17 protein-coding genes, 4 tRNA genes, 1 other RNA gene and 1 pseudogene are annotated in these 23,387 nt (G+C 71.2%); 13 read left to right on the forward strand and 10 right to left on the reverse strand.

Annotated features, from left to right (window positions below; genetic code table 11):
- Positions 1–155: 155 nt before the first annotated feature.
- Positions 156–1,577, reverse strand: coding sequence for a DUF234 domain-containing protein (locus ABZV34_RS11410; RefSeq protein WP_356273597.1), 1,422 nt, complete (start codon positions 1,575–1,577; stop codon positions 156–158).
- A 1,409-nt stretch (positions 1,578–2,986) separates the two neighbouring features.
- On the opposite strand from ABZV34_RS11410, the gene ABZV34_RS11415 reads away from it, so the two are divergent.
- Together ABZV34_RS11415 and ABZV34_RS11420 are read left to right on the forward strand one after the other, a co-directional pair.
- Positions 2,987–3,424, forward strand: coding sequence for a DUF6228 family protein (locus ABZV34_RS11415; RefSeq protein WP_356273599.1), 438 nt, complete (start codon positions 2,987–2,989; stop codon positions 3,422–3,424).
- A gap of 62 nt (positions 3,425–3,486) precedes the next feature.
- A pseudogene (locus ABZV34_RS11420) lies at positions 3,487–3,822 on the forward strand (hypothetical protein); the annotation flags it as partial.
- Here the strand turns inward: ABZV34_RS11420 and ABZV34_RS11425 are convergent.
- A tRNA-Ser gene (locus ABZV34_RS11425) sits at positions 3,793–3,880 on the reverse strand. The pseudogene ABZV34_RS11420 and the gene ABZV34_RS11425 overlap by 30 nt on opposite strands.
- A gap of 71 nt (positions 3,881–3,951) precedes the next feature.
- On the opposite strand from ABZV34_RS11425, the gene ffs reads away from it, so the two are divergent.
- The 6 genes from ffs to ABZV34_RS11455 all read left to right on the forward strand — a co-directional run bounded on the left by ffs (position 3,952) and on the right by ABZV34_RS11455 (position 12,906).
- An RNA gene (ffs, locus tag ABZV34_RS11430) (signal recognition particle sRNA small type) lies at positions 3,952–4,050 on the forward strand.
- A gap of 116 nt (positions 4,051–4,166) precedes the next feature.
- Complete coding sequence (locus ABZV34_RS11435) at positions 4,167–6,491, forward strand: DNA polymerase III subunit gamma and tau (protein ID WP_356273601.1); 2,325 nt, start codon at positions 4,167–4,169, stop codon at positions 6,489–6,491.
- 126 nt (positions 6,492–6,617) lie between these two features.
- Entirely contained in the window at positions 6,618–7,898 is a 1,281-nt protein-coding gene (gene purD, locus ABZV34_RS11440; protein ID WP_356273603.1) for a phosphoribosylamine--glycine ligase, read from the forward strand.
- A gap of 309 nt (positions 7,899–8,207) precedes the next feature.
- Positions 8,208–10,106 carry a hypothetical protein gene (locus tag ABZV34_RS11445; RefSeq protein WP_356273693.1) on the forward strand — a complete coding sequence of 633 codons (1,899 nt, stop codon included), beginning with the start codon at positions 8,208–8,210 and terminating at the stop codon, positions 10,104–10,106.
- Positions 10,107–10,363: 257 nt separating this feature from the next.
- Complete coding sequence (locus ABZV34_RS11450) at positions 10,364–11,872, forward strand: N,N-dimethylformamidase beta subunit family domain-containing protein (protein WP_356273605.1); 1,509 nt, start codon at positions 10,364–10,366, stop codon at positions 11,870–11,872.
- 134 nt (positions 11,873–12,006) lie between these two features.
- Entirely contained in the window at positions 12,007–12,906 is a 900-nt protein-coding gene (locus ABZV34_RS11455) for a phosphoribosylaminoimidazolesuccinocarboxamide synthase (protein WP_356273607.1), read from the forward strand.
- Between the two features lie 58 nt (positions 12,907–12,964).
- Here the strand turns inward: ABZV34_RS11455 and ABZV34_RS11460 are convergent.
- The 8 genes from ABZV34_RS11460 to ABZV34_RS11495 form a co-directional block, all read right to left on the reverse strand.
- Positions 12,965–13,040, reverse strand: a tRNA-Gly gene (locus ABZV34_RS11460).
- Positions 13,041–13,062: 22 nt separating this feature from the next.
- On the reverse strand, positions 13,063–13,719 hold the full coding sequence (locus ABZV34_RS11465) for a response regulator transcription factor (RefSeq protein ID WP_356273609.1): 657 nt from the start codon (positions 13,717–13,719) through the stop codon (positions 13,063–13,065).
- Complete coding sequence (locus tag ABZV34_RS11470) at positions 13,716–15,092, reverse strand: histidine kinase (protein WP_356273611.1); 1,377 nt, start codon at positions 15,090–15,092, stop codon at positions 13,716–13,718. The genes ABZV34_RS11465 and ABZV34_RS11470 overlap by 4 nt, the downstream gene beginning before the upstream one ends.
- A gap of 22 nt (positions 15,093–15,114) precedes the next feature.
- A complete protein-coding gene (locus tag ABZV34_RS11475; RefSeq protein ID WP_356273613.1) occupies positions 15,115–15,915 on the reverse strand; it encodes an ABC transporter permease in 801 nt (266 codons plus the stop codon).
- Positions 15,912–16,916 (reverse strand): ABC transporter ATP-binding protein, encoded by a 1,005-nt coding sequence (locus ABZV34_RS11480; protein WP_356273615.1) that lies wholly within the window; start codon positions 16,914–16,916, stop codon positions 15,912–15,914. The genes ABZV34_RS11475 and ABZV34_RS11480 overlap by 4 nt, the downstream gene beginning before the upstream one ends.
- A gap of 319 nt (positions 16,917–17,235) precedes the next feature.
- Positions 17,236–17,311 (reverse strand) — tRNA-Gly (locus ABZV34_RS11485).
- A gap of 67 nt (positions 17,312–17,378) precedes the next feature.
- Positions 17,379–17,450, reverse strand: a tRNA-Gly gene (locus tag ABZV34_RS11490).
- 166 nt (positions 17,451–17,616) lie between these two features.
- Positions 17,617–17,934, reverse strand: a complete 318-nt coding sequence (locus tag ABZV34_RS11495; RefSeq protein ID WP_356273617.1) for an Lsr2 family protein — start codon at positions 17,932–17,934, stop codon at positions 17,617–17,619.
- A gap of 361 nt (positions 17,935–18,295) precedes the next feature.
- Between ABZV34_RS11495 and purS the strand changes: the two genes are divergently transcribed.
- The 5 genes from purS to ABZV34_RS11520 all read left to right on the forward strand — a co-directional run bounded on the left by purS (position 18,296) and on the right by ABZV34_RS11520 (position 23,352).
- Positions 18,296–18,562 (forward strand): phosphoribosylformylglycinamidine synthase subunit PurS, encoded by a 267-nt coding sequence (purS, locus tag ABZV34_RS11500; RefSeq protein ID WP_153289764.1) that lies wholly within the window; start codon positions 18,296–18,298, stop codon positions 18,560–18,562.
- Positions 18,559–19,239, forward strand: coding sequence for a phosphoribosylformylglycinamidine synthase subunit PurQ (gene purQ / locus ABZV34_RS11505; RefSeq protein ID WP_356273619.1), 681 nt, complete (start codon positions 18,559–18,561; stop codon positions 19,237–19,239). The genes purS and purQ overlap by 4 nt, the downstream gene beginning before the upstream one ends.
- Positions 19,236–21,512 carry a phosphoribosylformylglycinamidine synthase subunit PurL gene (gene purL, locus ABZV34_RS11510; protein WP_356273621.1) on the forward strand — a complete coding sequence of 759 codons (2,277 nt, stop codon included), beginning with the start codon at positions 19,236–19,238 and terminating at the stop codon, positions 21,510–21,512. Before purQ ends, purL begins: the two co-directional genes overlap by 4 nt.
- A 119-nt stretch (positions 21,513–21,631) precedes the next feature.
- Complete coding sequence (locus ABZV34_RS11515; RefSeq protein WP_356273623.1) at positions 21,632–22,465, forward strand: sterol carrier family protein; 834 nt, start codon at positions 21,632–21,634, stop codon at positions 22,463–22,465.
- Positions 22,466–22,560: 95 nt separating this feature from the next.
- Positions 22,561–23,352, forward strand: coding sequence for an META domain-containing protein (locus ABZV34_RS11520; protein WP_356273625.1), 792 nt, complete (start codon positions 22,561–22,563; stop codon positions 23,350–23,352).
- Positions 23,353–23,387: the final 35 nt, after the last annotated feature.

The raw sequence follows: 23,387 nt of genomic DNA on the forward strand, positions 1-23,387 counted from the left end.
GAGTTGACGGAAGGCGGGTTCCCCGTGGAAGTCCCTCCGCGGAAGTTCGGCGTACGGGGAGTCCTCACCGCCTGCGCCTGCCCCTCCGGTGATCAGGTCACTGTTCCAGCGGTTGGCAGTCGCCGCGACGCCTACCGCTCACGCTTCGCGCCTGTTCACGGTCGGCGCCAGGCGCCGAGCAGTTCCTCGGGGCCGTACGCCGCCTGGAGCCCAGAACAACTGGTCCCGTTGCGGGAGACCGCCACGAGCGGCAGCGGCTCGTCGGTGATCGCCGCCCGGTGCTTCTGCAGCGCGGCGAGGTCGTGGCTGTCGAACGGGGAGTTCTCCAGCCACTTGACCGAGCCGAGGAAGAGCAAGTGCTTGGCCACAGGCTGCCTGTCGGCGCCCACCAGGTCGATTTCGACGTCGTTGCTCCGGGTCCAGTACCCGCCGATCGCCGGAGTGGCGGGCAGGAGTCCGTCCGGCAGGAGGCGGGCGAGGGATTCCCGGACGAGGGGCTCGATCGCGCGGCCCCGCCAGCTCGTCCACTGCTCCTTGATCCGGCTCAGAGTCAGATCTCCTCGCATCCGCTCGATCTCCGCCATGTGCGGATCCAGAAACGCCAGCCAGAACCGCAGATAGGGGTCTGCCACCCGGTAGCGGCGTTCCTTCGACGGTCGCGGGGAGAGGGGCAGTTCGGCTGCCACGACCCGCTTCTCGGTCAGGACCTCCGTGGCACGGGTGAGAGTGGTGTGGGCGATGCCGCCGGCGGCGCGCGCGATGTTGGTGAAGGTCCGCTCCCCGCTGCCGATGGCCCGCAGGACTTCCCTGCTCATCGCCTGCGGTGGAAACTCCGCGGCCAGTGAGCGCTCGGCGGAGACCAGCAGCGCCGAGATCGGGTTGTCCAGTGAGTCGCGGAGGAACTCCCAGGCATCCGCTCCGGGCCGCCACTCCGCACAGATCAGCGGGAGACCGCCCGTGATCAGGGCGGCGTCGAAGGCGGCCGCCGGCGGAAGGTCGAGCATCTCGCCGATGTCGGCCGCGTTCAGCGGCCCCACGACCATTTCCCGGCCGCGCTGGTGGAAGGGGCGGTCATAGCTGTTCAGCGCCTCCATCATCGACAGGTCGGATCCGACCAGGAGGAGGAGTACGGGCTTGCGGCTGAGCAGGCGGTCCCATGCCCGCTGGAGCATGCCCTCGAACGCGTCGAGGCGGTCCATGAGATACGGAACCTCGTCGAGGACGATCACACTCGGAGTGTCGTCGGGCAGGATCTCCGCAAGCAGCCTGAATGCGGCATTCCATTGTCCCGGGGTCTCCTCCGAGAACAGTTCCCGCTCCGGGAGGGTGGATCGGGCGACGGCGTCGAGCAACTCCGTCAGCTCGTCGTCCGCCGTGCCGCCCGCCGCGGTGAAGAAGAGGTACGGAGTCTCCGTGCGCCGGAGGAATTCCTCGACGAGGCTGGACTTGCCGACCCGCCGCCGTCCGCGCATGAGGAGGCACTGGCCCGGTTTCGCCGACCCGACGGCATCTTGAACCACCTGCAAGACGTTGCCGAGCACGTCCAGCTCGTGGTCCCGCCCGATGAAGCGGCGCATGGCAAGACTCCCGTCGGTAATAGTATCGACAGAGATACTATCCCTATCGATACTATCGCCTCTTTTGGTTCGGACGGGACGTTCATCATGAGGCTGTGGCTGCGGGAGAGGCTGAAATCGGGCTCGGCGTCCCGAAGGCGGCGCCAGGCTTCCGGACAGGACAGGACAGGACAGGACGGGGCGAGCGTGAGGCGGCTGAGGGGGTACACGGTCCGGTTCCCCGAGGCGGCGACGGAAGATCGCACAGCAGGTCGGACAAGCCCCGGTGAGGCACTGGCGGAGGATACGAGATTCGAACTCGTGAGGGGTTGCCCCCAACACGCTTTCCGACTGTGGTGGTGGGGCCTTTGGCTGGGTGCAGGGGCGTTCACCTGCGTTCATGGGCGGCTGGCTGTCGACGCGGCGATGACTGAGGGTCTCGCCTCAACGGCCGTGAACGGGGCTGAATGAGACGGAAACTGAGACGGCCGCCCATGGTCCTAGAGCTGACCTTGCCACCATGGCACGTCCAGGCTGTCAGCCGGGATGACCTTGGCCCTTGCCAGAATCTTCCGGTCGAGGGCCCACACGAGGGCGCGCAACTCACGCGCGCTCTTTCTGGGCAGTGCGTGAAGCACGGCTGCGAGGTGTTCGCGGAAGCCGGCGCCGTAACACCCGCACCTATGGATCCCGCAACCGGGAACTGTGAGTGGGTCTACAAGTTGTCTGAGGGGGCCATGGGCATAGGCCTGCCAGTGTCAGAACGTCTCTTCTGCGGCTTCGGGCCAGAAGCGGGTCCGCTCCAGCCGACGCAGGTCAGCTGTGCAAGATCCTGAAAGGCGATCGATGAACGGGTACCGCCGCCGTCTCCAGGGGCGGATGGAGAGGTCGCCCCGCAGGGCTGACGGGCGCCTACGCGGCATTGCCCCTTCGGTTGTCGGTCATGGGGGCAAGTTACAGAACCACGCGTCAGGTGGCCACCGCGTATCCGGTGGCCGCAGCCCTGAGCTGGGGAAGCTGTGGGTACTGACGGGCTGTCCAGGCGCTGACCTGGGTAAACGGTGAAGACGCGGGCCTCGACGGGCTCGGCCGCCTTCACCGTGCTGCCCCGCTGCTCCCCGCCCGTTCTGGTGCGCTTGTGGGACGGCCGGTGCAAGTCCCACCACCTTCTGATCCGTGGCTCTATGTGGATCGGTCATCGACGGTCGTATCGGACGTGCAGCGGTCCGGTGCGGCTGCCGAAGTACGGGACTGGTCGTTGCGGTTGCTGTACTTCGCTGCTGTACGGCCGGATCCCAAAGGCCGTCAGGAACCAGATCGTGTGCAGGATCCACAGCAACGGTGGATGATCGCGTCTGGAGGAGCCGTTCCCGACGCTGCCCGTCTGAGCGTGGCGACTGCCCGCCAGTCCGGTCTTCTAACCTGTTCGCGTGATCGACTACGACGATTCCGGACGCCCATTCGTCCAGGTGGGAGACCCCGGTCCCGTCCGCCTGCTGCTGTCGGAGCCGGACCGCCCGTTCGAGGATGAACCAACGCTCGACTTCCTCATCAGGGCCTGCGGGCCCTGGGGAAGTGTGGAGACCTCGGTGGAGACCTGGGACGGCGACGGCCTCGACACCTTCCTCGCCTCGCTTGCCGAAGACTTCCGGGGCTGGGAAGGCGTACGTACCTGGCACTCCGTCTGCTACGACCTGACCCTCTCGGCAGAGCACCGCGGTAGCCACGTCCAACTGACCTGGGGCATCCGCGATCGGGCGCCCTCCGAGGAATGGCATTTCGAGACCACCACGGCGCACGCGGCAGGCGAGGACATGCGCAACCTCGCCGCCGACATCCACACGTTCATTGCGAGCGCGGCCAAGTAACCGAAAGAGTCCCGGGTCGGTGCGCATCGTCCTTGAAGTACGGCCGGCAACCGCAATTGCTACGGAACGGCCGACTGCATGACGCACGTCACACGGCCGCCACCGTGCTCATGCTGCTCGGTGTCCCGGCTCGCGTCATTGATCAGATCATGGGGTGGGAGCCGGGCACCTCCGCGAGCATGCGGGCGCGGTACCTGCACGTCCCGGACGCCAGGCTCAAGGACGTCGCCCGGAAGATCGCCGATGCCATCTGGGGAGTCCCGGAAGAACCCGCTGTGGACAAAAAACCAGGACAACAAGGGCTGAGGACAACGAAGAAGGGCCCCACCTCGCGGTGGGGCCCTTCGACATCGTGCCCGGTGAGGCACTGGCGGAGGATAGGGGATTCGAACCCCTGAGGAGTTGCCCCCAACACGCTTTCCAAGCGTGCGCCCTAGGCCACTAGGCGAATCCTCCGGGGCAAACAATACAAGACGTTGAGGAGTGCTCGCGAACTCGTTCCCCCCGCCCGGATCAGGTACTGTGAGCGCAGCCCCTCACGTGGCGCTATCTGACTGAACTCCCCCAGGGCCGGAAGGCAGCAAGGGTAGGTTGGCTCTGGCGGGTGCGTGGGGGGCGCTTGCGTCTGCCGGGGATGTGAGGCCAGCCGTCCCCGTCGCGGTCCGCAGTGCGCGGTCCGCCGTCATCGCACTGTCATCGCGGGCGGTCCTTCTTGTCAGTGGGCGCCTATAACCTCGTATGTGTGTCGTCTCTCGCGCTGTACCGCCGCTATCGCCCGGAGTCGTTCGCCGAGGTCATCGGGCAGGAGCATGTCACCGACCCGTTGCAGCAGGCGCTGCGGAACAACCGGGTCAATCACGCGTACCTGTTCAGCGGTCCGCGCGGGTGCGGCAAGACCACCAGCGCGCGCATCCTCGCCAGGTGTCTCAACTGCGAGCAGGGACCCACGCCGACGCCCTGCGGGGAGTGCCAGTCCTGCCGCGACCTCGCACGCAACGGCCCGGGTTCGATCGACGTCATCGAGATCGACGCCGCTTCGCACGGTGGTGTCGACGACGCCCGTGACCTGCGGGAGAAGGCGTTCTTCGGCCCCGCGAGCAGCCGGTACAAGATCTACATCATCGACGAGGCCCACATGGTCACGCCGGCGGGATTCAACGCGCTGTTGAAGGTGGTCGAGGAGCCGCCGGAGCACCTCAAGTTCATCTTCGCCACCACCGAGCCCGAGAAGGTCATCGGGACGATCCGGTCCCGTACGCACCACTACCCGTTCCGGCTGGTGCCCCCGGGGACCCTGCGCGAGTACCTCGGCGAGGTCTGCGGGCGCGAGGGCATTCCCGTCGAGGACGGGGTGCTGCCGCTGGTCGTGCGGTCCGGCGCGGGGTCCGTGCGTGACTCCATGTCCGTCATGGACCAACTCCTCGCGGGAGCGGCCGACGCCGGTGTGACCTACGCCATGGCCACCTCGCTGCTGGGCTACACGGACGGGTCGCTGCTCGACTCGGTCGTCGAGGCGTTCGCCTCGGGGGACGGCGCGGCGGCTTTCGAGGTCGTGGACCGCGTGATCGAGGGGGGCAACGATCCGCGGCGGTTCGTCGCCGACCTGCTGGAGCGGCTGCGCGACCTGGTGATCCTGGCGGCCGTGCCCGACGCCGCGGAGAAGGGGCTCATCGACGCCCCGTCCGACGTGGTGGAGCGCATGCAGGCCCAGGCCGGGGTCTTCGGCGCCGCCGAGCTCAGCCGCGCCGCCGATCTGGTCAACGAGGGACTGACGGAGATGCGCGGCGCCACCTCGCCGCGGCTCCAGCTCGAACTCATCTGCGCGCGCGTGCTCCTGCCCGCGGCGTACGGGGACGAGCGGGCCCTCATGGCCCGGCTGGACCGTATCGAGCGCGGCGTGAACTTCTCCGGCGGTGGCGGCGCCCCCGCCATGGGATACGTGCCCGGTCCCGACGTGCATGGAGGGGCCGCGGCGGCCCCGGCCCCCGCCGGCCCCGGGGTCCCGCCGGGCGGTGGACCCTCCGCGGTCCGGGCCGCCGTACGGGCGCAGGGTCCCGGTGGCGCCGGCGCCGAGGGGTACGGGGGGTACGGGGGGTACGACACTGCCGGTGCCGGTGCTCCGGTGCAGGGTGTGGGGGCTCCCGCCCCGGCCGCACCCTCCGCCGCGTCCCCGGCGCCCCCGGCTCCCGTTCCGACGTCTCCCACTCCGACGGCCCCCGCTCAAGCGGCCGAGCCGGCTGCCCCGTCGGGGCCCGCGCCCGGTGCGTGGCCCGCCGCGACGGCCGCCGGCAGCGGCAGGCGGCCCGGTGGCTGGCCGACGCCGGCTTCCGCGGGCAGCGGGCAGGCTCCGGCCGCGCCCGCGGCACCCCCGACGCCTTCGGCGCCCGCCGCCCCCGCCACCCCGGCGGCACCCTCCGCCGCGCCGACGCAGGCGCCCGCCACCGGCGGCCCCGACCCGCGCGTGCTGTGGCCGAACATTCTGGAGGCGGTCAAGAACCGCCGCCGCTTCACCTGGATCCTGCTCAGCCAGAACGCCCAGGTGACCGGGTACGACGGCACGACGCTGCAGATCGGTTTCGTCAACGCGGGCGCGCGGGACAACTTCGCGAGCAGCGGCAGCGAGGACGTTCTCAAGCAGGCGCTGGCCGAGCAGTTCAACATCCAGTGGAAGATCGAGGCGATCGTCGACACCTCGGGCGGCTCGGCACCGCCGCCGATGACGGCACCCGGCCCCGGGTTCGGCGGCGGTGGGACCGGTGGCGGGTACGGCGGTGGCGGCGCCGGATACGGCGGGGCGCCGGCCGCACCGCGTCCCGCGGCCCCGCAGTCGTCCGCCCCGGCCTCGCGTCCCGCCGTGCCGCAGGGACCGCCCGCGGGCCAGGGCCCGGCCGCGCCCGCGTCGAGACCCGGTGGACCTCCCGCCCCCGAGCCCCCGCCCCCCGTGGCCCCCGAGGACGACATTCCCGAGGACGACGACCCCGACCTCGACGAGTCCGCTCTCTCCGGCCACGACCTGATCGTCCGCGAACTGGGCGCGACGGTGGTCGAGGAGTTCTCGAACGAGTAGCCCGGTTCCCCGGCTGCCCGAGGAACCGGAACCCCAGGATCGCTTGGAGGATCCCACCAACCCCGCGGACCCCCCGCTTCGGAAGCCCCCACAAAGGCACTCGCCTCCGGCGGTTAGGCTGACCCCGTGAAGGTCCTTGTCATCGGCGGCGGCGCCCGCGAACACGCCCTGTGCCGTTCCCTGTCCCTCGATCCCGCCGTCACCGCCCTGCACTGCGCCCCCGGGAACGCAGGCATCGCGGACGTGGCCGAGCTGCGCGCGGTCGACGCGCTCGACGGCGCCGCGGTGGCCGCGCTGGCCACGGAGCTCGGTGCCGAGCTGGTCGTCGTGGGCCCGGAGGCACCACTCGTCGCCGGGGTCGCCGACGCCGTGCGCGCCGCGGGCATCCCCTGTTTCGGCCCTTCCGGGGAGGCCGCGCGGCTGGAGGGCTCCAAGGCCTTCGCCAAGGACGTGATGGCCAGGGCGGGCGTTCCGACCGCCCGCTCCTACGTCTGCACGGCCCCCGAAGAGGTCGAAGAGGCGCTGGACGCCTTCGGCGCCCCCTACGTGGTGAAGGACGACGGCCTCGCGGCCGGCAAGGGCGTCGTCGTGACCGACGACCTCGCGAAGGCCCGGGAGCACGCCAACGCCTGCGAACGCGTCGTCATCGAGGAGTTCCTCGACGGCCCCGAGGTCTCCCTCTTCGCGATCACCGACGGCGTGACGGTCGTCCCGCTGCAGCCCGCCCAGGACTTCAAGCGCGCGCTCGACGGCGACCAGGGCCCGAACACCGGCGGCATGGGCGCGTACTCGCCCCTCCCGTGGGCGGACCCGAAGCTGGTGGAGGAGGTCATGGAGACCGTTCTCCAGCCGACCGTCGACGAACTGCGCCACCGCGGCACCCCGTTCTCCGGGCTTCTCTACGCGGGCCTGGCGATCACCAGCCGCGGCGTACGGGTGATCGAGTTCAACGCCCGCTTCGGCGACCCCGAGACACAGGTGGTCCTCGCCCGTCTGAAGACCCCGCTGGCCGGCGTCCTGCTCGCCGCCGCCGAGGGCACCCTCATCGACCTGCCGCCGCTGCGCTGGAGTGACGACGCGGCGGTCACCGTGGTCGTGGCCTCGCACAACTACCCGGACACCCCGCGCACCGGCGATCCCATCACCGGGCTCGACGAGGTGGCGGTCCAGGACGCCCCGCACGCGTACGTCCTGCACGCCGGGACGAAGCACGACGGTGACGCGGTCGTGAGCGCCGGGGGCCGCGTGCTGTCCGTCACGGCGACCGGCACCGGCCTCACCGAGGCGCGCGCCCGCGCTTACACGGCGGTCGCCCGTATCGGCCTCGACGGTTCCCAGCACCGGACGGACATCGCCGCGAAGGCCGCGGCGGACTCCTCGGCGGGGGCCGCGGCGACGACGGCGTAGGACCCGGTCCACGACCTGCCCTCGGGCCCCGGATTCTGTACGGAATCCGGGGCCTGATCATTGCCCACGGTCATCCACCTTTCCCCAAAGCCATTCCATCGAGTGAGCGATGCCCCAACCGCCTGACGGGGACCGAGGCCCCAACTAGGGTGCGGCGAAAGCATTCCGGCACTTGGCCCACCGGCATTGCGATGTCGGTGGCGGGTGCCACAGTGGGGGAGTGAGCAAAGCCAGGGCATCCGCCGGCGCGGGCTGTCGAACAGCCCCGTACGAGCGGACAGTAGGGGGTGACCTCCGGTCGTGACCGGTATGGGTGTGGAGGTGGGCGCGCAGGCCGCGCGCTCCCGGGCTCTCGCCGTGCTGCGGATCCGCAGCCGGGCGCTGGCCGTAGCCCTGCTGCCCGCGGCTGTCGCCGTCGTGCTGCTCGTCGGCGGCTCGACCGGCCACCTCACCGGCGGACCCTGGCCCGTCACACGCTGGGTCGTGACGGTTCTCGCCGGCTTCGTCCTCCTCGCGGCCGCGGGTATCGCCCTCGTGGTCGCCCGCGCCCGGCCCGCCGTGAGTCCCACGGTCGCGATCGCGGAGGAGTCCGCCCCCGACCTGTACCGCATGGTCCGGGACCTGGCCGACCGCCTCGACGTCCCGCCCCCCTCCGCGATAGCGCTCACCCCGGACTGCGACAGCTGGCTGGAGGACCGCACCCACCCCGCGCACGGCCCGCCGCCGACCGAGGCCAGGGACGAGATAGCGGGTGTACGAGGGTCCTCGGCGCACGTCCGCCGGACCTCGGCCGCTCCCGTCCTCGTCATCGGCTCGCCCTTCCTGTGGTGGATGCGCGTCGGCGAGCTGCGCGCGGTCCTCGCCCCGGTCGTCGCCGGTACGGGTCCCTCCGCGCACCCCGACATAGCCGCCGCCCGCCGTTTCGTACGCGGGCTGGACGCGGCCGTGGCCGTGACCTCGGCGCCCGCCCACGGCCCGGTGGTCCGCACGGTGCTGGCCGGTGTCGGCTGGGTGACCCGCCTGCTGCTGCGCAGCTGCCGGGGGCACGCGGCCGAGATGGAGCGGGGAGTGGCGGCCGCCGCGGCCGAGCGCGCACAGGCCGTGGACTACGGCCTGCGGATCGTCGCCCAGGAACAGGTGGGCCTGGCCTACGCGGGCTGGGACCGGCTGCTGAACCGCGTCGCGCTGCCCGCCTGGCGGATGGGCCGCTGGCCGTCCCGGCTGGACGCGGGCGTCGTCGCGGCCCTCACCGAGCTCTCCCGCCGCGACCGGCTGGCCGAGGGCTTCACCTCACGCCTCGGCGAGCGCCCCGCCTGCGACCTGCTCGAAGAGCCCGGCACGGTGGACGAGGCGGCCTCGCTGCTCGCCGCCCGGCTCTTCCACGGCGGGCCCGCGGAGACCGGACCCGACTGGGCTCCGGTGGACTGGCAGGAGTATCCGGACGAGGTCGTCGACCGGACCTGGCGGGCTGACGCGGCCCGCCTGCACCGGGTCCTGGACGCGCTGGGCGTCCGTCACTCCTCGGACCCGACCGTGCCCGACCGTGGCGGCCCGACACTGGCGCGCGTCCTGGACCATCTGACCGCGCCGCCGGCCGAGGCCGCCACCGGCGCAGACGCAGACGCAGTCACTGGCACCGGCGACGGCACTGGCACCGGCGGCGACACCGACACCGGCGCCGGTACACGCGCCGCCTCCGGGACGGCCCCGGAGCCGGATTCCGTCCCCTTCGTCACCAAGCGGTGCGGAGCGTACGAGCGGATGGGCGCCGACGAGGACGACGGCGGTCTCGGCCTCGGGAGCGAACGGACGGCGGCGCTCGCGGCCGGGCTCAGCGCGGAGCTGGCCCGCGACGAGGCCTCGGTGCCGGTCTCCGTACCGAGTGGCGGCGCGGAGCAGCCGGGTCCCGACCTGGCGTTCTGGGAGGACGGGATGCTGCCGCTCTTCCCGCTCCAGCCGCCACGCACCGGACGCGAACTGCTGGCCGACCACGTCACCGCGATGGTCTGCTGCGCCGCGATGGACACCGCGGGCGCGGCGCCGGGGCTCGACTGGCTCGACGGACCGTCCCTCCTGGTCGGCGGCGAGCGTGCCGCGGATCTCGGCCCGCGCGTCCTGACCCTGGTCGAGGACGGTGACCCGGCCCCCCTGCGCGACTGGCTCCGCCGCCTCGGGGTCCGCCCGGAGAAGCCGGTCCGGCTGGTCTGAGCACGACGGCGACGCGCCGGTGCCGAGCCGAGTACCGGGCCCGGCACCGGGTGAGTGGGACCCTTCCCACTCACCCCGGTCCGGATTCTTCCGCCCGGGTCCGGATTCCCCCGTTCCGTTCACGTCAATTCGCGACGAACGGTGACGGAGTGCGTGCGTAATGTGATGTGCTGGGACCGATCGCGCGCAGGGCAGAGGCTCGCGCGCGGAACAGGGACTTACAGAACCGACGGGGGCATCGAGGGAGGGGAACAGGCATGGGATCGGAGCAGATCCGCCGCTGGGAGTCGGGAGCTCTCGCGCACGCCGTGACGGACCCCTTCGGTCAGGGACCCGTTCCCTGGCTCCGCGGCGACGAGCAGTACTTCGACGACACCGGGCACGTCGTCCCCTGGTACATCGACCACGCTCCGGGCGCCACCCTGCTGCGGGACGCCTCGAAGCCGGTGAAGGGTGCCATCCCGCAGCCCAGGATCGGGGGTCCCCGCTCCGCGGACGACGTGCACCGCCAGATCAAGGGCTTCGCCTCCACCGGCGCGGCCGCCCCGGGCGAGGCCATCGACTTCCATGTCACCGTCGACCCGCCCCAGGAATTCAGCGTCGACATCTACCGCATCGGGCACTACGGAGGCGACGGCGCCAGCAAGATCACCACCAGCCCCCGCCTCTCCGGGATCGTCCAGCCCCCGCCGCTCACCGCCGACAGAACCGTTTCCTGCCACCACTGGTGGCTGTCCTGGCGCCTGCAGATCCCGAGCTACTGGAACATCGGCGCGTACGTGGCCGTACTGACCACCGCCGACGGCTACCGCTCCCACGTCCCCTTCACGGTCCGCGACAACCACCCCGCCGACCTGCTGCTCCTGCTCCCGGACGTCACCTGGCAGGCGTACAACCTCTACCCGGAGGACGGCCGTACGGGCGCCAGCCTCTATCACGCGTGGGACGAGAACGGCCGGCTCCTCGGCGAGGCGGACGCGGCGACGACGGTCTCCTTCGACCGCCCGTACGCCGGCGCGGGCCTCCCGCTGCACGTCGGCCACGCCTACGACTTCATCCGCTGGGCCGAGCGCTACGGCTACGACCTCGCCTACGCCGACGCCCGCGACCTGCACGCCGGCCGCGTCGACCCCACCCGTTACCGCGGCCTGGTCTTCCCGGGCCACGACGAGTACTGGTCGCCGGCCATGCGCCGCACCGCGGAACTCGCCAGCGCGCACGGCACTTCGCTGGTCTTCCTCTCCGCCAACACCATGTACTGGCAGGTGGAGTTGGGTCCCTCACCGTCCGGTGTCGCGGACCGCCTGCTGACCTGCCGCAAGCGCAGGGGCCCCGGAAAGCCGTCGCTGTGGCGGGAGGTCGACCGGCCCGAGCAGCAGCTCATCGGCATCCAGTACGCGGGCAGGGTCCCCGACCCCCACCCCCTGGTCGTGCGCAACTCCGACCACTGGCTGTGGGACGCCACCGGCGCGCACGAGGGCGACGAACTCGAGGGCATGGTCGCGGGCGAGGCCGACCGCTACTTCCCCCGCGCCCCGCTGCCGGAGCACCACGGCCGCATCCTCCTCGCCCACTCCCCGTACCGGGACAGCGAGGGCGCCGTCCGCCACCAGGAGACCTCCCTCTACCGGGCACCCTCCGGCGCGCTGGTCTTCGCATCCGGGACGTTCGCCTGGTCCCCGGCCCTGGACCGGCCGGGCCACGTCGACACCCGTGTCCAGCGGGCCACGGCCAACCTGCTCGACCGCATCTGCAAACGCGACTGAGCACGCGGCGCGGCGCGCACCCGCCGCGCACCCCGTGCCGCACCTCCCCGCCCCCGTCCGGGCACCCCGTGGCCGGACCCGCTCCCCGCATACGGGAGAATCGAGCCACTTGGACAGAAATACGGGGAGGAACCGTGTCCGGATTCGTCGAAAAGCCCGAGCCCCTCCAGGTCCCGGGTCTGGTGCATCTGCACACCGGCAAGGTGCGCGACCTGTACCGGAACGAGGCGGGCGACCTCGTGATGATCGCCAGTGACCGTCTTTCCGCCTACGACTGGGTGCTGCCCACCGAGATCCCCGACAAGGGCCGGGTCCTCACCCAGCTCTCCCTGTGGTGGTTCGACAAGCTCGCCGACCTGGTCCCTCACCATGTCCTGAGCACCGAACTCCCGCCCGGTGCCCCCGCCGACTGGGCCGGCCGCACCCTGATCTGCAAGTCGCTGCGGATGGTCCCGGTCGAGTGCGTCGCACGCGGCTACCTCACCGGCTCCGGCCTCGTGGAGTACGACGCCTCCCGCACGGTCTGCGGTCTCGCCCTCCCGGAGGGGCTCGTCGACGGCTCGGAACTCCCCGCGCCGATCTTCACCCCCGCCGCCAAGGCCGAGGTCGGCGAGCACGACGAGAACGTCTCCTACGAGGAGGTCGCCCGCCAGGTCGGCGCCGAGACCGCGGCCCAGCTGCGCCGGACGACCCTCGCCGTCTACGGCCGCGCCCGCGACATCGCGCGTGAACGCGGGATCATCCTCGCCGACACCAAGTTCGAGTTCGGCTACGAGGACGGGACCCTCATCCTGGCCGACGAGGTGCTGACCCCGGACTCGTCCCGTTTCTGGCCGGCCGACACGTGGGGGCCGGGCCGTGCCCAGCCGTCCTTCGACAAGCAGTTCGTCCGCGACTGGCTGACGTCCGCCGAGTCGGGCTGGGACCGCGCGAGCGAGCAGCCGCCGCCCGCGCTCCCGGCGCATGTGGTGGAGGCGACCAGCGCCAAGTACATCGAGGCGTTCGAGCGGCTGACCGGCACGAGCTGGAGCTGAGGGCGCCGGCGGGCACACGAAGAAGCCCCCGGCCTGAGGCCGGGGGCTTCTTCTTCGCTGGAGCGGACGACCAGGTTCGAACTGGCGACCTCAACCTTGGCAAGGTTGCGCTCTACCAACTGAGCTACGTCCGCATGCGCTGTGGTGCGAGAGCAACTATACCCAACCTCGCTCCCGTGCGAGACGCACTGCCGCGTGGCGGTTCTCCGCCCCGAGTTTGGAGACGGCGGACGACAGATAGTTCCGTACCGTCCCCTGTGACAGCGCGGCCCGCTCCGCGATCTCCGCGACGGGCGCCCCGTCGGCGGCGAACTCCAGCACCTCGGCCTCCCGCGCGGTCAGCGGAGAGTCCCCGGCGGAGATCGCGTCGGCGGCCAACTCGGGGTCAACGTAGCGGTTTCCCGCGTGCACGGTGCGGATGATCTCGGCGAGCCGTCGCGCGCTGACGGTCTTCGGGACAAAGCCGCGTACACCGGCCGCGAGCGCCCGCTTCAGATGGCCGGGGCGCCCGTGACTCGTCACGATCAGCACCCGGCAGCCGGGCAGTTCGGCCCGCAGCGATGTGGCCACGCTCACACCGTCGGCCCCTGGCATCTGGAGATCGAGCACGGCGACATCGGGAGCGTGCGCTCGTGCCATCGCCAGCGCCTCGGGCCCGGTCGCCGCCTCGGCGACCACCACGAGATCGTCCTCCAGCGCCAGCAGCGCGGCGAGCGCTCCCCGGATCAGATGTTCGTCGTCGGCGAGCAGCAGGCGGACAGGTGGTGCGGGTGGTGCTGGTGGTACGGGTGAGGGGGAAGGTACGTGCGTCATGATCTGACCTCGTTCGCTCGACGCGGCACGGGCACCGCCGACGGATAAGGCTCGGACGGATCCGCTTCCGAGGGATCCGCTTCCGAGGGATCCGCCTCCGACGGAGGCGCCCCGGGCAGCTCCGGCATCGGGATCTCGGCCGTCAGACGGAAGGTGCCGCCGTCGGCCGGTCCGGCCCGCAGGGTCCCGTCCAGCGCGGCCAGCCGCTCCCGCAGGCCCACGAGCCCGGTGCCCCCGCCCGGTCCGGTGCCCCCGCCCGGTCCGGTGCCTTCTCCCGCTTCGGGACCGGCGGCGACCGCGTCCGGCACCCCGTCGTTCTCCACCGTGAGGGTGACCTTCCCGTCCGCCACCCGCAGCGAGACCCCGCACCGTCGCGCGTCCCCGTGCCGCAGCACGTTCGTGGTCGCCTCCCGTACGACCCAGCCGAGCGCCGACTGAACCTGCGCGGGAAGTCCCGGCGCGGAACCGGTCACCTCGCAGGCGATGCCGGCGGCCGTCAGCACACCCTGGGCGCCCGCGAGTTCGACGGTGAGGTCGGCCTCGCGGTAGCCGCGTACGACCTCGCGCACCTCGCGCTGGGACTCCCGGGCTATCCGCTGCACCTCGGTCATCTGGTCCACGGCCTCGGGCCGCCCGCGCCGGGCCAGCTGGACGGCGAGTTCGCTCTTCAGCGCGATCACCGCGAGGTTCCGTCCCATCACGTCGTGCAGATCGCGCCCGAAGCGCAGCCGTTCCTCGGCGACCGCGAGGCGGGCCCGGGTCTCGCGGGCCGCGTCGAGTTCGTACACGGCGTTGAGCAGCCAGACGGAGAAGGCGGCCGTGAAGGCGAGGGATCCGGCGGTGAGCAGGACCGTGCCGGCGATGATCACCGCGGCGGGACCGGGGAAGCCGAGCGGGAACGACGCCGCGCCGGCACCCACCGTCGCCCCGGCCACCACATGTGTCATCCGGCGCCGGTCCCGCGTGCCGAGCGCGAGGGTCCCGGTGCCGAAGGCGATGACGCCGACGAACATCGAGGCGCCCTGGCGCACCTCGACGTCGGTCGCCGGACGCCAGTGGGTGCCCGAGAGGGTGAGAGCCACCACGGCGACCAGGGCGGTGACCGCCGCCAGCGCGGTCAGCATCCGCCGCGGGCGGTCGCGGGTGCCGCGTACCCAGTCCAGCGCCCTCGACGCGGTCACCGCGCAGAGCACGGAGTGCCCGCACACCAGCGCGAACAGCCACCAGGACAGGGTGCCGGCCGCGTTCGCGAACAGGGGCAGTCCGATCGAGGTGATCTCGATCAGGGCGAAGACGTGGAACGACCACCGTGTGTAGGTCTCGACCTTCGCCGGCGTGCTCTTGCCCAGCCACCAGCCACCCGGCCTGCTCATGCCGACCTCCGCGAGTCCGTGGTCACCGCCGCGGCTCCCAGCGGAACCACCGCCGTACAGCAAACACCGCGAAGACGATCCAGGCCACCGCCGTCCCGACGGCTCCCAGGGTGTCGTGCGCGGACAGGCCGCCGGTCCAGCCGCCGCGGACCAGGGTGATCACCGGGGTGAGGGGCAGCAGTTCACAGGCCGAGGCCAGCGCGCCGGGCATCGTCTGGAGGGGGAAGAAGGTGCCCGAACCGAGCAGGGACAGCAGCATCAGGGGCATGGCGGCCACCTGGGCGCCTTCCACACTCCTGCTGAGGCTCGCGGTGACGGCCGCGAGCGGAGGCCACATGGCCAGGCCCAGAAGCAGCCCGAGGACGGCGAGATGGGGGGCCGCGGGTGCCCCGACGTCCAGCAGGGCGGTACACGCGACGGTCAGGGCCAGGCACTGTACGAGACCGATCGCGACCGAGGGCAGGGCCGCGCCCGCGAGGATCTCCGCGTCCCGCAGCTCCCCGGTGCGCAGCCGCTTGAGGACGAGCTCCTCGCGGCGGGCCGCGTACACACTCACCAGCGAGCTGTAGACCGCGAAGAGGAGGGAGAACCCGACGGAGGACGGCAGGACGACCGAGCCGGCCGAGAGCCCGGTGCCCTTCAGATCCATCTGGCCGACGGTCGAGCGCAGGCTGAACGGCAGGGCCAGCGGCACGAACACGGCGGCGGCGAGTGTCGCCTTCGTACGGCTCAGGAGGGTCAGTTCGGCGCGCGCCAGCGCCGCCATCCGTCCCGCAGCCGTGGTGGTGCCCGTACGGGGGCCGGTCACGGTCGCCGCGCTCATGCCACGGCCTCCTTCTCCGTCGTCGCCGCCGTGGCACGGTCACCGGAACCGGCCCCCGAGCCTCGATCGGTACCGGCGGCGTCCCGCGCGATCCGCAGGAACGCCTCCTCCAGCGAGGCCGACCGCACGTCGAGTCCCCGCAGTTCGACCCGTTCGTCCCGGGCCCACAGCAGCAGTCCGGTCGCGGTCCGCTGGAGATCGTCGGTACGCAGCCTGACGGTGCGGCCCGTCGTCTCGTGGCCGGTCACGCCGAGCGGGGCGAGCGGCGGCAGGTCCCCGGGGAAGTAGCCGGCGGGCAGTTCGAAGGAGATCCGGGACGGCTGGGACGCGGTCACCTCGGCGAGGGTGCCGGAGGCCGCGATGTGCCCCTCGTGGAGGACCGCGAGCCGGTCGGCGAGCTGCTCCGCCTCCTCGAGGTAGTGCGTGGTCAGCAGTACGGTCGTGCCGGTGTCGCGCAGTTCCCGCACCAACTCCCAGGTCTCCCGGCGCCCTTCGGCGTCCAGCCCGGTCGTCGGCTCGTCGAGGAAGAGGACCTCGGGGCGGCCGAGGAGGGCGAGCGCCAGGTCCAGGCGCCGCTTCTCGCCTCCGGACAGCTGTTTCACCCGTACACGGGAACGCCGCGTGAGCCCCACCAGGTCGAGTGCCTCGGCCGTGGGCCGTGCTCCGCTCGTGCAGCCCGCCCACATCCGTACGGTCTCCGCGACCGTCAGTTCGGAGGGGAAGCCACCCTCCTGCAGCATCACGCCGATCCGGGGCCGGACGGCGGCGCGCTCCTCGTAGGGATCGTGCCCGAGGACCCGGACGCGTCCGCCGGCGGGCGGGGCGAGGCCTTCGAGCAGTTCGACCGTGGAGGTCTTGCCTGCGCCGTTCGTTCCCAGCAGGGCGAAGAGCTCACCGCGGCCCACGGCGAAGGTGACCCCGCGCACGGCTTCGAAATCTCCCCCGTACACGCGCCGCAGATCGGTGACCTCAATCACGTCATCGTGCTCGTTCGTGTTCATGAGATCAGCGTCCCCGCGGACCGGACGCGGGAGCAGTGCGCGGTGTCATCACTCCGCATGACAAATGTCAGAAGCCCGCGTGCCGGTGCCTTCTCGCTGTTCCTTCTCGCCGGGATCCACCGGCACACGCCTTCGGCACAAGCGTGGGACACACGCCCTGGACACACGCATGGGACACGCGACTTCGGCACACGCTTTCGGCACGTGCGTCAGCGGTGCGACGGGCCACGGGCATGGTGGACAGGCGAGTGTGCCGGGGATACGAGCGTGACGGGCATACGAGAAAGACCCCGGTCGACTGACCGGGGTCTTTGCTTGCTGGAGCGGACGACCAGGTTCGAACTGGCGACCTCAACCTTGGCAAGGTTGCGCTCTACCAACTGAGCTACGTCCGCATTTGCCCCCGACCGGCTTTCACCGATCGGTGCCAGCACCACCCTACCTGATCGGTAAGGGCTGCAGAGCGGGTGACAGGAATTGCACACTGCGCCTTCCCCCTGGAAGGGGGATGTTCTGCTACTGAACTACACCCGCGTGACTCCTCGGGGTTCGGGCCTTTCGGCCTTGCCCCTCGGCGTGTTCCAGACTCTAGCTGATCTCCTGGGGGTCTGCGCAAGTCGGTTGCCGCCAAGGCCCGCTGACGGGCCCTCGCGGGCGCCCCCGGCGGTGGGGGCGCCCGGTGTGGAGGAGAGCGCGGGCCTCAGTGCGCTTCGGCGAACGCCTCGTAGACCTTCTTCGGGATGCGGCCGCGCGGCGGTACGTCCAGCTTGTTGGAGCGGGCCCAGGCGCGGACGGCGGCCGGGTCGGGCGTCAACGCGGTGTGCGTGTAGGCCTTCCCGGACTTCGACTGCTTGCGGCCGGCCTCGACGTAGCGGGCGAGGGCCTTACGCAGTTTCTTGGCATTGGTTGGATTGAGGTCGATCTCGTACGACTTGCCGTCGAGTCCGAAGGCGATCGTTTCCGCCGCTTCCGAGCCGTCGATGTCGTCAAAGAGAGTGACCACGACACGCTGCGCCACGAATATCGGTCCCTTCGCGCGGCACCTCTGCGATCACACCCCATGACGTGCGCGGACGCCACGGAGTTGTCGGGGAGATGCCGACTGTCCGGCTGTTATTGGGCAAAGTATCGGCTATTGCCAATTCCTTTGTACAGTGCCGGGCATTGCATTGTGAAGCCCGACTAAATCCTTCCGCGTGTCAGGAGGCAATGGGGTCCCCGCGCTCTTCTGCGGTTTTTCCCAGGATTTTCCGTGCAGGCCCCCGCGTCGATGCGGGATCGTGATCGGGCTCACGTAGGATTCTACGAATCTACGCGGGTAGAAATTTTGTACGGGTAGTCTGAAGGGACCTGCTCAGCACCACACACCGGGAGTGCCAGTGGCACGCGTCGTAGTCGACGTCATGCTCAAGCCGGAGATCCTCGACCCCCAGGGCCAGGCGGTGCAGCGTGCACTGCCGCGTCTCGGTTTCGAAGGCGTCTCCGACGTACGTCAGGGAAAGCGATTCGAACTGGAAGTGGACGGACCGGTCGACGACGCCGCGCTCGCCCGCATCCACGAACTGGCGGAATCCTTCCTCGCCAACACCGTGATCGAGGACTTCACCGTGAAGGTGGAGGACGAGAAGGTGGAGGCAGGAAAGTGACCGCTCGTATTGGAGTCGTCACTTTTCCGGGCAGCCTCGACGACCGTGACACCCAGCGCGCCATCCGGCTCGCGGGCGCCGAACCCGTCGCCCTCTGGCACAAGGACAAGGACCTCAAGCAGGTCGACGCCGTGGTGCTGCCCGGCGGTTTCTCGTACGGCGACTATCTGCGGGCCGGCGCCATCTCGCGCTTCTCGCCCGTGATGGAGACCGTGATCGGGCAGGCGAAGGCCGGAATGCCGGTTCTCGGCATCTGCAACGGCTTCCAGGTCCTCACCGAGGCGCATCTCCTCCCCGGCGCGATGCTCGGCAACAACCACCTCCACTTCATCTGCCGCGACCAGAAGCTGCGGGTGGAGAACGCGGAGACCTCCTGGACGGCCGACTACGCGTCGGGCCAGGAGATCCACATCCCGCTGAAGAACATGGACGGCCGGTACGTCGCCGACGAGCACACGCTCGACATGCTGGAGGCGGAGGGCCGGGTCGCGTTCCGCTACGTGGACGTCAACCCGAACGGCTCGCTGCGCGACATCGCCGGCATCACGAACGAGGCGGGCAACGTCGTCGGTCTGATGCCGCACCCGGAGCACGCCGTCGAGCCCCTCGTCGGCTCCGGCCGCACCGACGGCCTCCCCTTCTTCACCTCGATCCTCAAGAAGCTGGTCAGCGCATGAGCCGCACTCCTCTGGACACGGTCGAGAACGCGGCCGCGACCCCCGACGTCGACCTGCCGTGGGCCGAACTGGGCCTGAAGAAGGACGAGTACGAGCGGGTCGTCGAGATCCTCGGCCGCCGCCCGACCGGCGCCGAGCTCGCCATGTACTCCGTGATGTGGTCCGAGCACTGCTCGTACAAGTCGTCGAAGGTGCACCTGCGCCAGTTCGGCGAGAAGGCCCCGCAGTCCGACGCGCTCCTCGTGGGCATCGGCGAGAACGCCGGTGTCGTCGACGTCGGCCAGGGCTACGCCGTCACCTTCAAGGTCGAGTCGCACAACCACCCGTCGTACGTCGAGCCCTACCAGGGCGCGGCCACCGGCGTCGGCGGCATCGTGCGCGACATCATCGCGATGGGCGCCCGGCCGGTCGCCGTCGTCGACCCGCTGCGGTTCGGCGCGGCCGACCACCCCGACACCAAGCGCGTCCTGCCGGGCGTCGTCGCCGGCATCGGCGGCTACGGCAACTGCCTGGGACTGCCCAACATCGGCGGCGAGGTCGTCTTCGACTCCTGCTACCAGGGCAACCCGCTCGTCAACGCCGGTGCCATCGGCGTCATGCGGCACGAGGACATCCACCTCGCGAAGGCGTCCGGCGCGGGCAACAAGGTCATCCTCTACGGGGCCCGCACCGGCGGCGACGGCATCGGCGGCGCCTCCATCCTGGCCTCCGAGACCTTCGACGACGCCAAGCCGTCGAAGCGTCCCGCCGTCCAGGTCGGCGACCCCTTCCAGGAGAAGCTCCTCATCGAGTGCACCCTGGAGGCCTTCGCCGAGAAGCTGGTCGTCGGCATCCAGGACCTCGGCGCGGCCGGACTGTCCTGCGCCACCAGCGAGCTGGCGTCCAACGGCTCCGGCGGCATGCTCGTGACGCTGGACGACGTACCCCTGCGGGACTCGACGCTCTCTCCCGAGGAAATTCTCATGAGCGAGTCGCAGGAGCGCATGTGCGCGGTCGTCGAGCCGGAGAAGGTCGCCCGGTTCCTGGAGATCTGCGACAAGTGGGACGTCATCGCCACCGTCATCGGTGAGGTCACCGACGGCGACCGGCTGGAGATCTACTGGCACGGCGGCAAGATCGTCGACGTCGACCCACGCACGGTCGCGCACGACGGCCCGGTCTACGAGCGCCCCTACGCCCGCCCCGAGTGGCAGGACGCCCTCCAGGCCGACGACGCGAACAAGCTGCCGCGTCCGGCGACCGGCGAGGAGCTGCGGGACCAGGTCCTCAGGCTGGTGAGCTCTCCCAACCAGGCCTCCAAGTCCTGGATCACCTCCCAGTACGACCACTTCGTACAGGGCAACACGGTGCTGGCGCAGCCCGAGGACTCGGGCATGATCCGCGTCGACGAGGAGACCGGACTCGGCGTCGCCATCGCCACGGACGGCAACGGCCGGTACGCGAAGCTCGACCCGTACACGGGTGCGCAGCTCGCGCTCGCCGAGGCCTACCGCAACGTCGCGACGACCGGCGCCAAGCCGCTCGCCGTCTCCGACTGCCTGAACTTCGGCTCGCCCGAGGACCCGGCCGTCATGTGGCAGTTCGCCGAGACCGTCCGCGGTCTCGCCGACGGCTGCCTGCAGCTGGGCACCCCGGTGACCGGCGGCAACGTCTCGCTCTACAACCAGACGGGCGAGGCCGCCATCCACCCGACCCCCGTCGTGGCCGTGCTGGGCGTCATCGACGACGTCGCCCGCCGCACGCCCGTCGCCTTCCAGGAAGAGGGACAGCTCCTCTACCTGCTCGGCGACACTCATGAGGAGTTCGGCGGTTCGGCCTGGTCGCAGGTCGTCCACGACCACCTCGGCGGCCTGCCTCCGCGGGTCGACCTGGAGCGCGAGCGGCTGCTCGGCGAGATCCTCATCTCCGCCTCCCGCGACGGCATGATCGACTCCGCCCACGACCTGTCCGACGGCGGCCTGATCCAGGCCGTGGTCGAATCGGCGCTGCTCGGCGGGAAGGGCGCGCGGCTGGTCGTGCCCGACGGTCTGGACGCCTTCACCTTCCTCTTCTCGGAGTCGGCGGGCCGCGCGGTCGTCGCCGTCCCGCGCTCGGAGGAGCTCCGCTTCAACGACATGTGCGGTGCGCGGGGCCTGCCCGTCACCCGTATCGGTGTCGTGGACGGGACCGAGTCCGACGCGACCGCGGTGGTCGAGGTGCAGGGCGAGTTCACGCTCCCGCTGACGGAGCTGCGCACGGCGCACGAGGAGACGATCCCGGCGCTCCTCGCGTAGCACCGCGGGACGTACGAGCGTCAAGGCCCCGTCCGGGGAGGGGAATTCCGGGCGGGGCCTTCGCGCGCGCCCGCGCCGGTGTCCCGCGCCCGTGCCCGTCCACCGCCTAACCTGGGATCATGCCCCCGGCCAGGAAACGCGCCCGCACCTACGACCCCGTCAAGACGCGCGCGGCGGTGCTCGCGCAGTTCGCGCACGTACGCGAAGGCGTACGCGGCCTCGACGAGGAGCGGCTGGCGCGGGCCTCGGGCCTCGGGGACTGGAGTGTGCGGGAACTGGCCGCGCACCTCACGACGGCCCTGGAGAACGTCAGCCGCAACCTCGACCTGCCGGAACCCGCGAGCCGGGAAGTCGCCCTGCTCGACTGGCCGTTCGCCACCGCCGGGCGGGCGGGGGACATCGCCGACGGCACGCGCCGCCTGGCCGCGGACCACCCCGACCTCGACGCGCTCTACGCCCGCACCGGGGAGCGGTACGCCGAGCGACTGGCCGGCGCACCCGACGGCCGGCTGCTCGCCACGCTCCGCCGGACCCCCGGCGCCGTCCCGGAGGCCGGGGCCCCCACCGGCGCCATGACCCTCGCCGACTACCTCGTCACCCGCACGGTGGAACTCGTCGTGCACACCGACGACCTCAACCGCGCCGCCGGGACGGACATCCCCTTCGACCGCCAGGCCCTGGCCACCTGCACCCGGCTGCTGGCCGACGCGCTCGCCGTGAAGGCACCCGGCGCGTCGACGGAGGTGCGGATCCCGCCGTACGCCGTCGTGCAGTGCGTGGAGGGCCCCCGGCACACCCGGGGCACGCCGCCGAACGTCGTCGAGACGGACCCGCTGACCTGGCTCCGGCTCGCGACGGGACGGGTGGACTGGCGGACGGCGCTGGACGAGGCCAAGGTCGGCGCGAGCGGCGAGCGGGCGGATCTCGGCTCGCTCCTGCCGCTCATGGGCTGACGCGTCCGCCGCGCGGCGGGCCCGCGGGCGACGGCGACGGAGCCGCCCTCCCGGCCGGAGGGAACCGACCACCCCACCCGTCCCGTCCCATCGCCATGGACAAGCAGCGACTGACCCTCAGCGTGCTGACCCTGCTTCCGCTCGCCGTGGCCTGCGGCACCGGGACGGGCTCGTCGTCCGTCACCGCGGCGCACGCCACCGGCGTCACCGGCGTCCACTGGAACGTCGACAGCCTCACCGTCGACGGGAGGACCACCCGCTCGCCAGGCGGCGCCTACCTGCGGATCGACCGGGACGGCCGCGTCAGCGGGAACCTCGGCTGCAACGGCTTCGGTTCGAGAGCCACCCTCGAGGACGACCACGTCGACTTCGGCGACGTCCGGATGACCGAGATGGCCTGCGGGAAGACCCCGATGGCCTTCGAGAGGAGCATGGTCCGCGTGTTCGGCCAGGACACGTTCACCACCGCGGTCAAGGGCGACAAACTCACCCTCACCACCCGCGACGGCGACCGGATCGGCCTCTCCAGGGAGGCGGACATCCCGCTCCGTGGCACCAAGTGGACCATCACGTCCGTCGGCGTCGGCGACGTGGCCCGGCCCGTGCCCGCGGGAGCCGCGGCGTACTTCGTCCTGGACCAGCGCCGGGGGGCACTTTCCGGCCGTCTCGGCTGCAACAGCGTCTCCGCGCGAGCCACCGTCCGCGACGGACATATCACCCTCGGCGCCCCCAGGACCACCCGGATGGTGTGCGACGCCTCACTCATGGACACCGAGCGCGCTCTGCTGGGCCTCTTCGACAGCACGGTCGACTACGTGCTGGATCACCGCAGTATCGCTCTGACCAGCACAAACGGCACGCACGTGACGGCGTCCGCCGACAAGTGAGCCGCCGCGGCCCCGTATCCCCAATTCGGACCAGT

It is taken from the genome of Streptomyces sp. NPDC005195 (genome assembly GCF_040608315.1).
Lineage (GTDB): Bacteria > Actinomycetota > Actinomycetes > Streptomycetales > Streptomycetaceae > Streptomyces > Streptomyces kaempferi.

What these genes read in the sequence shown, in the direction of transcription:
- ABZV34_RS11450 (WP_356273605.1), top strand. Translation starts at nt 10,364, where the DNA reads ATGGGATCGGAGCAGATCCGCCGCTGGGAGTCGGGAGCTCTCGCGCAC.
- ABZV34_RS11520 (WP_356273625.1), top strand. Translation starts at nt 22,561, where the DNA reads ATGGACAAGCAGCGACTGACCCTCAGCGTGCTGACCCTGCTTCCGCTC.
- ABZV34_RS11475 (WP_356273613.1), bottom strand. Translation starts at nt 15,915, where the DNA reads ATGAGCGCGGCGACCGTGACCGGCCCCCGTACGGGCACCACCACGGCT.
- ABZV34_RS11480 (WP_356273615.1), bottom strand. Translation starts at nt 16,916, where the DNA reads ATGAACACGAACGAGCACGATGACGTGATTGAGGTCACCGATCTGCGG.
- purL (WP_356273621.1), top strand. Translation starts at nt 19,236, where the DNA reads ATGAGCCGCACTCCTCTGGACACGGTCGAGAACGCGGCCGCGACCCCC.
- ABZV34_RS11445 (WP_356273693.1), top strand. Translation starts at nt 8,208, where the DNA reads ATGGGTGTGGAGGTGGGCGCGCAGGCCGCGCGCTCCCGGGCTCTCGCC.
- ABZV34_RS11410 (WP_356273597.1), bottom strand. Translation starts at nt 1,577, where the DNA reads ATGCGCCGCTTCATCGGGCGGGACCACGAGCTGGACGTGCTCGGCAAC.
- ABZV34_RS11465 (WP_356273609.1), bottom strand. Translation starts at nt 13,719, where the DNA reads ATGACGCACGTACCTTCCCCCTCACCCGTACCACCAGCACCACCCGCA.
- ABZV34_RS11515 (WP_356273623.1), top strand. Translation starts at nt 21,632, where the DNA reads ATGCCCCCGGCCAGGAAACGCGCCCGCACCTACGACCCCGTCAAGACG.
- ABZV34_RS11470 (WP_356273611.1), bottom strand. Translation starts at nt 15,092, where the DNA reads ATGAGCAGGCCGGGTGGCTGGTGGCTGGGCAAGAGCACGCCGGCGAAG.